The 8341-nt window shown below is 63.9% G+C and carries 4 protein-coding genes; 2 read left to right on the plus strand and 2 right to left on the minus strand.

What is annotated here, in order from left to right; all coding sequences use genetic code 11:
* The coding region (locus ON30_RS28335) for a transposase (RefSeq protein WP_040712180.1) at window positions 1-271 on the minus strand (271 nt) is incomplete at its 3' end.
* Window positions 272-717: 446 nt separating this feature from the next.
* Here ON30_RS28335 and ON30_RS28340 point away from each other — a divergent pair.
* Both ON30_RS28340 and ON30_RS28345 read left to right on the plus strand, forming a co-directional pair.
* The gene (locus ON30_RS28340) at window positions 718-1911 is read left to right on the plus strand and encodes an IS110 family RNA-guided transposase (RefSeq protein WP_040712177.1); all 1194 of its coding nucleotides are present in this window, start codon (window positions 718-720) and stop codon (window positions 1909-1911) included.
* A gap of 534 nt (window positions 1912-2445) precedes the next feature.
* Window positions 2446-4677 (plus strand): hypothetical protein, encoded by a 2232-nt coding sequence (locus ON30_RS28345; RefSeq protein WP_040712178.1) that lies wholly within the window; start codon window positions 2446-2448, stop codon window positions 4675-4677.
* A 159-nt stretch (window positions 4678-4836) separates the two neighbouring features.
* On the opposite strand, the gene fxsT is transcribed toward ON30_RS28345, so the two are convergent.
* Window positions 4837-7344: an FxSxx-COOH system tetratricopeptide repeat protein gene (gene fxsT / locus ON30_RS28350; RefSeq protein ID WP_083911738.1), complete on the minus strand. Its 2508-nt coding sequence runs from the start codon at window positions 7342-7344 to the stop codon at window positions 4837-4839.
* Window positions 7345-8341 lie beyond the last annotated feature (997 nt).

Consider the following 8341-nt stretch of genomic DNA (forward strand, 5'->3'; position numbering starts at 1 on the left):
CCCTGGCGATCTCCTTCAGCGCCGCCTTCTCCAGCTCGGCCTCGGCCAACAGCCGTTTCAGGGTGGCGTTCTCGCGTTCGAGGTCCTTCAGCTTCTTCGCGTCGTCGGCCTTCAACCCGCCGAACTGGTTGCGCCACCGGTAGTAGGTGGCCTCGGTGACCTGCAATACGCGGGACACCTCGGCCACATCCTTGCCCTCGGCCAACAACCGATCGGCCTCGGTCAACTTCCGGACCACCTGCTCAGGGGTATGCCGCTTACGAGTCGCCATCGCTTCATCGAGCCTTCCTGCCCAGCTCATGGGCTACGAAGACTCTCACATATCACCCGGAACGAACCAACGGGGTCACGTCACCGCGACGGTGGAGTAGGTGGCGGGCACGATCTCGCGATTCTGAACCCGTCGCGACCGACGTCGCCGATCCGACACAGGCATTCTCATCCGGTGCCCGATACCGCGCATACGGACCTGTTGCCCCCGTTACCTTCTTCGTGGGTCTGACCTCAGGCCCACGGTCACCGGGCCCGGTATGACTACTTCCCCCAGTCGAACGCATGATCCGGGGGGTGGTGTCGCCGGGTACCGGTGGCGTCGACGGACCGCTGATGGGGACAGGGCCGCTACACAGGTCTCTTCGTAACGTGGGTGCCGGGCGTCGACGCTTCGATCGGTGACCGTCTCCGTCAGCGGTTTCTCATTCGACGAGGAAACACGAAGTGACACAGGCATACGCCGTGTTCTGCGGCATCGATGTCGGCAAGGGCGAACACCACGCCGTGGGCCTGGACCCGAGCGGCCAACGACTCTTCGACAAAGCCTTGCCCAACGACGAATCCCGGCTCAGAGCAGTGTTCGACCAACTCGCCGGCCGCGGCCGACTGTTGATCGTTGTCGATCAACCCAACACCATCGGCGCCCTTCCGGTCACCGTCGCCCGCGCCTGCGGTCACGACATCGCCTACCTGCCCGGCTTGTCGATGCGCCGCATCGCCGACCTCTACCCGGGCCAGTCCAAGACCGACGCCCGCGACGCCCACATCATCGCCGACGCCGCCCGCACCATGCCCCACACGCTGCGCCGAGTCGACACCGGCGACGAAACCCTGACCGAACTCGGCGTCCTCGTCGGCTTCGACGACGACCTCGCCGGCGAAGCCACCCGCACCAGCAACAGCATCCGAGGCATGCTGACCAGCATTCACCCGGCCCTCGAACGCGTCCTGGGACCACGCGTCGCCCACCCGGCCGTCCTGGAAATTCTGTCCCGATGCGGCGGTCCTGAAGGAATCCGAGCCGCGGGCCGCCGCAAACTCACCACCATCGCGACCAAACACGCGCCCCGGATGGGCACCCGGTTGGTCGAGGAAATCCTGGCCGCGTTACCCGCCCAAACCGTTGTCGTTCCAGGTTCCCGATCCGCCGAGAGCGTCCTGCCGAAACTGGCCGACTCATTGAAAACCATTCTGCTGCAACGGCAACAGGTCGCCGCGGATATCGCGGAAATGCTGGCCGATCACCCTCTTGCCCAGGTCCTGACCTCGATGCCGGGCATCGGAGTCAGGACCGGCGCTCGCATCCTTCTCGAGGTCGGCGACGGCACAGCTTTCGCCTCGGCCGGCCACCTCGCCTCCTACGCCGGCATCGCCCCGATCACCCACCGATCAGGCAGCTCGATCCGCGGCGAGTTCCCATCACGATCGGGCAACCACAAGCTCAAACGCGCCATGTTCCTGTCCGCGTTCGCCGCCCTGCACGACCCCACCAGCCGCGCCTACTACGACCGAAAGAGAGCCGAGGGCAAGAAACACAACGCCGCTCTCATCTGCCTGGCCCGGCGACGCTGCGACGTCCTCTACGCGATGCTGAAAACCAAGCAGCGCTACCGAGTCCCCGAGTCCCCGGCAGCTTGACGAAAACCATAGGGACACCCCCCTTCTGACAGACCGACCAGATTGCTAATAGGTTGCGTAGCAGTGGATTTGTAACGTTCGAGGACCGAAGATCGGTATCGGCGGTATCGGCTGTAATTTCGGGTTGGGGACTGTCAGAATCGATTCCCCGATTGTGTGGGAGGTTGGTGTGCCTTCAAGGCGCGTCGTGTCGCGAGTGATCTTGCCTACGGCGGTAACCGCGGTGATGACGACGAGTTTGGCGGTGGCGGTGAACTACGCGACCGGCGGGAGTCATTCGATGTGGGTATGGGTCGCGGTCGGGCTGCTGACTGTGGGCATCTTCGTGACATCGCTGTGGGTGCAGCGTGCGCAGTCCCCGCCCGCCGATGTCTCACTGCCCGTCCTCGGCGTCGATCTACGAAACGTGAAAGCGGGACGAGAGATACGGGTCAAGGGAGTACGCGCCGGAGGTGTCAGAGCACGCCGGGTGCGGTCGGGTGCGGACATGACTTTCGAGGACATCGACCTCCGCCGCAGAGACGGTACGCACTGATGAGAAAAACTCGCCGCGACGACGCCCGGTCCGGCAGCACCTGGATGAACCGGGTGTTCGCCGGTCGGGATGTCATCGTCAACAACACCTACCACGACCGAGCCGACAGCACGCATCCCGAAGGCGAAAATCCGAACAGGTCAACTGCCGATTCCAGCACAACTCGCGCGCACGAAGTTCTCGCGAAAGCCCTCGCGTACAGCGTGCGCCGGGAGTTGCAAGGCGAGTCGCGGCGTTGGCGGATGGATTTCCCACCGCTGCTCGAAGTGCGCTGGCATGCGGCCGACGCGCATCTGATGGCGCAACGTACCCAGGTCCCCGTCGAGGACGACCCCATGCTGCACAACGGACAGTTCCATCAGATCGCCGAGACCTATCGGCGCATCGGTTCCGGCCGTCTGGTGGTGATGGGCAAGATCGGTTCCGGAAAAAGTTCACTCGTCAGGTATCTCGCGTTGGAGATACTGGGCCCCGAGAACGGCGAGACCGTCCCGGAGCGGGTTCCGGTGGTGCTCAACATCGCATCCTGGAATCCGCGAAAGGTGAAGTTCGAGAAGTGGATGGCCACGATCATCAATCGAGACCATCCACGCATCCGAATCGAGGACGTTCTCCTGTTGTTCCGCGCCGGACGAATCCTTCCGATTCTCGATGGTCTCGACGAGTTCCAACTCCCCTCCCACCGCGCGACCGCACTCGGCATGCTCAACGCGGATTCATCGATGCCCGTCATCCTGGCGGGCCGACGCGACGAGTACGCCGCCGCCGTCGCGATGAAATCGCCACTGCTTCGCGCATGGGCGATCGACCTCGAACCTTTGACCACCGGGGATATCCGCGACTACCTGCCCGCCGCCGCCCACGTCCCGGACAAGGCGGCGCTCTGGGAACTGGTCATCGACGAGTTGGAGAACAATCCGGACACGGAGGTGGTCGGTTCCGTCCTCGACAGTCCGTTGATGGTCGCGCTCGCCCACATGGTGTACGGCTCGGCTGCCGCGCATCAAGACCCGCGAGAACTGGTCCGAACCAAGTGGACCAGCAGGCAGGAACTGGAGAGCAGGCTGTTCGACAGCCTCCTCGACGTCGCCTTCCCCGAACATGTCGATGACACCGCACTCGGTTACGACGACGAAGAACGGCCGAGGCGAGGATACGAACACGAATCGGCCACTCGGTGGCTACGCTACCTGGCCGCGCACGCCGTGGACGGTGAGCTGCAATGGTGGTCGCTCGGGGCCGCCACGATGAAGCGGGGATGGCAGGCGCTGGTCTTCGCCCTCATCGCCGCGCTGATGGGTGCCGCCGTGGGATACGCGATCGGCGGGCGCGCCACCGTCCTGAACGTGGCGCCGCCGTTCGGTGGCATCGCGCTGGGTGCCCTGCTCTGCGCCGCGGCGGGCGCGGCCTACGCCTACGTCTTCACCACCGAGCGACCGGTCCAGATCGACCTCTACAGCGCCGCGGGCAGGCGCAACACCGTCTACGAAATGTTCAAGGCGCCGATCTACGGTCTCACCGCCGCCGGTGTCGGCTACCTACTGGTGTCGCACACCGAACCCGCTCTGGGCCGATGGAGCTGGCTGCTGCTGATCCTCGCGGGCCTTTTCGCGGGTGTGCCGTCCTCGCTGATCCAGGCGATCTTCAAACAACCCAATCGCAAGCCCCTGGTGACGGAAATCGCCATCGCCAGCGGCGGTGCGGCGTTGAGCTGCCTCGTCTTCGCCGTCGTCGCGATCGTGCTGAACCGGCCGGTCGGCTGGTGGGGCTGGTGGCTGCTCGCCGGACTCGTCTACGGGATCCTGCTCGTCTTCGTCTACGGGCCGCGCACCCCGATCGACTCGTACGAACCCGCGATGCCCGCCCGCATGATCGACAACAGCCGAACCGATTTCCTCTACTACGGCATCACCAACGCCGTGACCTACGCGGTGACCACCGTGTTCGTCACCGGCCTGTCCTGGGTCGGCATCCTCGGCGCACTCGTCTACGGCCTGGTGGTGGGCATCGCCGTCGGAGTGACCAACAACGCCTGGGGCCGGTGGGCCCTGCTCATGCGCCTGGACTGGCAACAGAAGCTCCCCCGCCCCCTGCTCCCCTTCCTCGAAGAAGCGCACCGTCGCCGACTGCTGCGCCAATCCGGCGCGGTCTACCGGTTCTGGCACGAAGCTCTCGAGCGATACCTGCGAGAACTCCCCGACAATCCCCCACGACCCGACGTCGACCGTTGAGCGGCACCACACATCGGATCGCGTGAAGTGGGTGGTGTACGGAGAATCTCCCTTCCCAAGGTTTCAACCCCGAACTGTCCGGCGTGCGCCCGCCTTACTACCGTTTTGGAGGGCGAGTTCGCCGAGAGAACGGCGCGCTTCCGCGGTGAAGCACTTCGCTTATCGAAGCCGCGGCGACGCCGCGCTTCCGTCGCTGTCACCTTTCAGGGCCGCGGATAGGTTGTCCCGTACACGGCTGGTCAGGGGATGGTCGTCGTCGAAGATTCGCTCACAGTCGACGAGCAGTTTCTTCCAGAGAGTGATGGCCTCGGTACTACGCTCTGCCGCCCAATAGTCTGCAGCGAGGCTGTTGCGGGACTCCAAGGTGTGCGGGTGGTCGTCGCTCAGGATCCGTTGCCGAGTAGCGAGGTTGTGTTCGTCCAATGTTATCGCCAGTTCGACACGACCCGCCTGTCGAAATGCGGCGGCAAGGTTTTGGCGAGAGATCAGGGTCTGAGGGTGGTCCTCGCCCAGAACCCGCTGACGGTCGAGAAGGTTGCGCTCGTAGAGCGGGATCGCCTCGGCGAGCCGCCCTGCCGTCTTGTATGCGTAGGCGAGAGTATTTCGGCAGCTCAAGGTGTCCGGATGGGCGTCGCCCAGGATTCGCTGCTGGTCGGTGAGTGTTTGTTCGAAGAGGCTGATTGCTTCATCGACGCGCCCCACGGCGAGGTAGGCATACGGCAGGCTCATGCGGGAGATCAGCGTGTCGGGGTGTTCGTATCCCAGGACTCGCGACCTATCCGCGAGGGTGCGCTCGTACTGCGGAATAGCGTCAGCGATCCGTCCTGCTTCTTGATAGGTATATGCAAGGTTGTGGGAGGTATTGAGGGTGTTCGGGTGGTCAGGACCGAGAATGCGCGTGCAGTCGTCGAGTAGCTGCTCGAGCAGGGTGGCCGCGTCGTGAAACTGTCCAGCCGCGCGATAGCTTACGGCGAGGTTGCTGCGTGTGAGCAGAGTGTTGGGATGGTCATCGCCCAGAACACGCCGACAGTCGGCGAACAACTGCTCGAACAACGAGATCGCCTCGGTGAGTTGACCGAGCTCCCGGTATGTAAAGGCGAGGCTGACGCGCGAGGCGATGGTGTCGGAGTGTTCGGGCCCAAGAACTCTCAGTCTATCGGCAAGAGTGCGCTCGTAGAGCGGGAGGGCCTCGGCCGCCCGCCCCGCCTCCCGGTAGGCGTAGGCCAAACTGGCCCGAATGGTGAACGTGTCTGGGTGGTCGATTCCCAAGCAGTGTCGGTGATCGGTGTGGCTTCGCTCGCCCAAGTGAATCGCCTCATTGAGGTCGGATGCCTCGGTCAGGTGGGTGATTGCCCAGCGGCGCATGCTCAGAACAGCCGCGACGGTGTCGGCACCGATGTCTGCCCGATCTTCGATGACGGTCCACAGCGTTTCGATGTGGTCGACGAGTAGCGCACCTTCAATCCGTCGCTGGAATGCCTCGTCCTCATCGAACAAATGTGGCGTCAGCACCTCGACCGCTGCTGCGGCGAGCGCGGCTAGGGTTCCGGCGGTGTCGGCGCGTTCGCGGATCACCCGCCCGATCAGGCGATGCATCATCAATCTGCGACCGGTCGCCGACCACGCTACGAGCGATCCTTCCACGCACCGCCCGACCGCCGCGCCTGTCCGCCCAGTCAGGTCCGGCAACATGGCGGCTCCGACACCGCTCGTCGACAACAATGCCATCACCCCCAGCAACCACTCGACTTTTCCAGCGGTTTCGCTGTCGTCGGTGGATGCGGTGACGGTATCGATGGCCATGCCCAATGCCTGATTCACAGCGAGTCGATGGCCGGGGCCACGCTGCCTCGGCAACGCCGTTGGCAACAGCTGACCTGCCAGTTTCTTCCGATAGTCGCGGTAGTCGAGACCTCGGGTCACCATCGTTGCTCCCGCTGCGGCCAGTGCCAGCGGAAGGTCTCCCAAATCCCCGGCGACCGCGTCGGCACCCTCGGGATCATCGAGTCCGGTGGCTTGCCCGAGGTAGCGCACCGATTCGTGGCGTTCGAAACCTTCACCAGCGTCGATAGTTTCGCCGAACCGAGTGAACGCGCGGTCCGTACTCGTGATCACGACCCGCGTCACGCCAGCACTGGGCAGAAATTCATCGAGAAAGTCGGGGTCGGTGGCATTGTCGAACACCATCACCCCCGGCTCGGATCGGCTGTTGAGGTGATCTCGTAACCGGCTCGCCGAAATCAGCGAATCACCCTCCGGATCGGCCACCCCCAACGCGGTCGCCACTGCGGTCAACCCGGATAAGGTGCTCTCACGGCTCTCCGCGCCGACCCAGCCCACCAACCCGGGTCCACCGGTGTCGATCACTGCCCGGACGAATTCGGCAACGACTTGAGTCTTACCGGCACCACGCATACCGCACACCACCACCGCCACACCATTGTTACGCAACGTGTTACGCAGTTGGGCCGATTGCGCGCGATCGATGAAATACAGCGCCCGCCGAGGTACCGCACCCACGACTGTCAGTTCCGCCGCCAACGGTGTCGTTGACGGCGGTGCCCCGTAAACGGCGTACTTGATCTGGTTGATGATGAGGTCACGACCGACCTTCACTCGGTGCAGGTCTGCGATCATGTCTTCATTGGAGTGCTCACGCTCACTCATGCCAGCATGCCGCCATCGGATCGGTCGGTTGTCGCATCGACGAGGTCATGTCTTGAACCCACCTCCACCCGCCGCGCATGCACCCCAGAGTCACGTCCTCGTATACGCCCCAGTCGAAGGTCACGGCCAACACTCCCCCTTCGCACATTCACACCGACAGTCGACCTCGGCCTCGCAGACGAGGATCGCACCACCTGGATCCAGGGCGGCACCACGAACACGCCCACCGTCAGCGCAGCCACGCCCCACGCCCTTTCCAAAAGCGCATCCCTGTCGCCACATCGACCGCCACCGCCAACCCTGTCGACAACACCGCGACCAACCGTGTGGGCACCGCCACCGGTTACACCGACCGCCCTGACAGGCGGACCTCCCACTGACAAAGTGTGACACCGATCATTCCAGCCCCGACTCGGTAAATCCAGTGCAAAGCAGGGTGTCCCAGTCCTGAGTCGCTGCCGCCGACTCGCCCTCCAACACCTCGGCCAATTGCACGCCATCGCGTGTCGCCGAGTTCAACCCGCGCGGCACGCTCCAGCAGTTTCTCGACGGTGAGTCGACGGACCTCGTCGGAGCTCACCAATGCGCTGTGCACCGCCAGACTCTCCGAATCAGCCGCAGCCAACCACTGAGTCGACGATGGACACATCGCCACAATCCAGGAAGCCGTCTCACGAAGCGGTACAGGAATACTCGCACTCTCCCAGTGGGCGAACCGACGATGGGCAGGTTCACCAACTACGACGCAGCCGAGCACACACCTTCCGTCGCAACGACGGCGCAGAGGATTTCGGCATCATGACCTCTTACGGGTCAGTCTGCCTCGACTCTTTCGAGCAATCAGTGTGTTTACTCCCGGATCCCTGTGAGAAGGGCATGAACCCGTTTGGTGAGCGAAGGTTCGGCTCCCAGAACCCGCTCACAGTCGGCGAGCAGCGGCTCGAACAAGCCGATCGCCTCATCGAACCGACCCGCCTCCCGGGTCTGTCCAGTTAAT

The sequence above is a fragment of the Nocardia takedensis NBRC 100417 genome, assembly GCF_000308695.1.
In the GTDB taxonomy this organism is placed as follows: domain Bacteria; phylum Actinomycetota; class Actinomycetes; order Mycobacteriales; family Mycobacteriaceae; genus Nocardia; species Nocardia takedensis.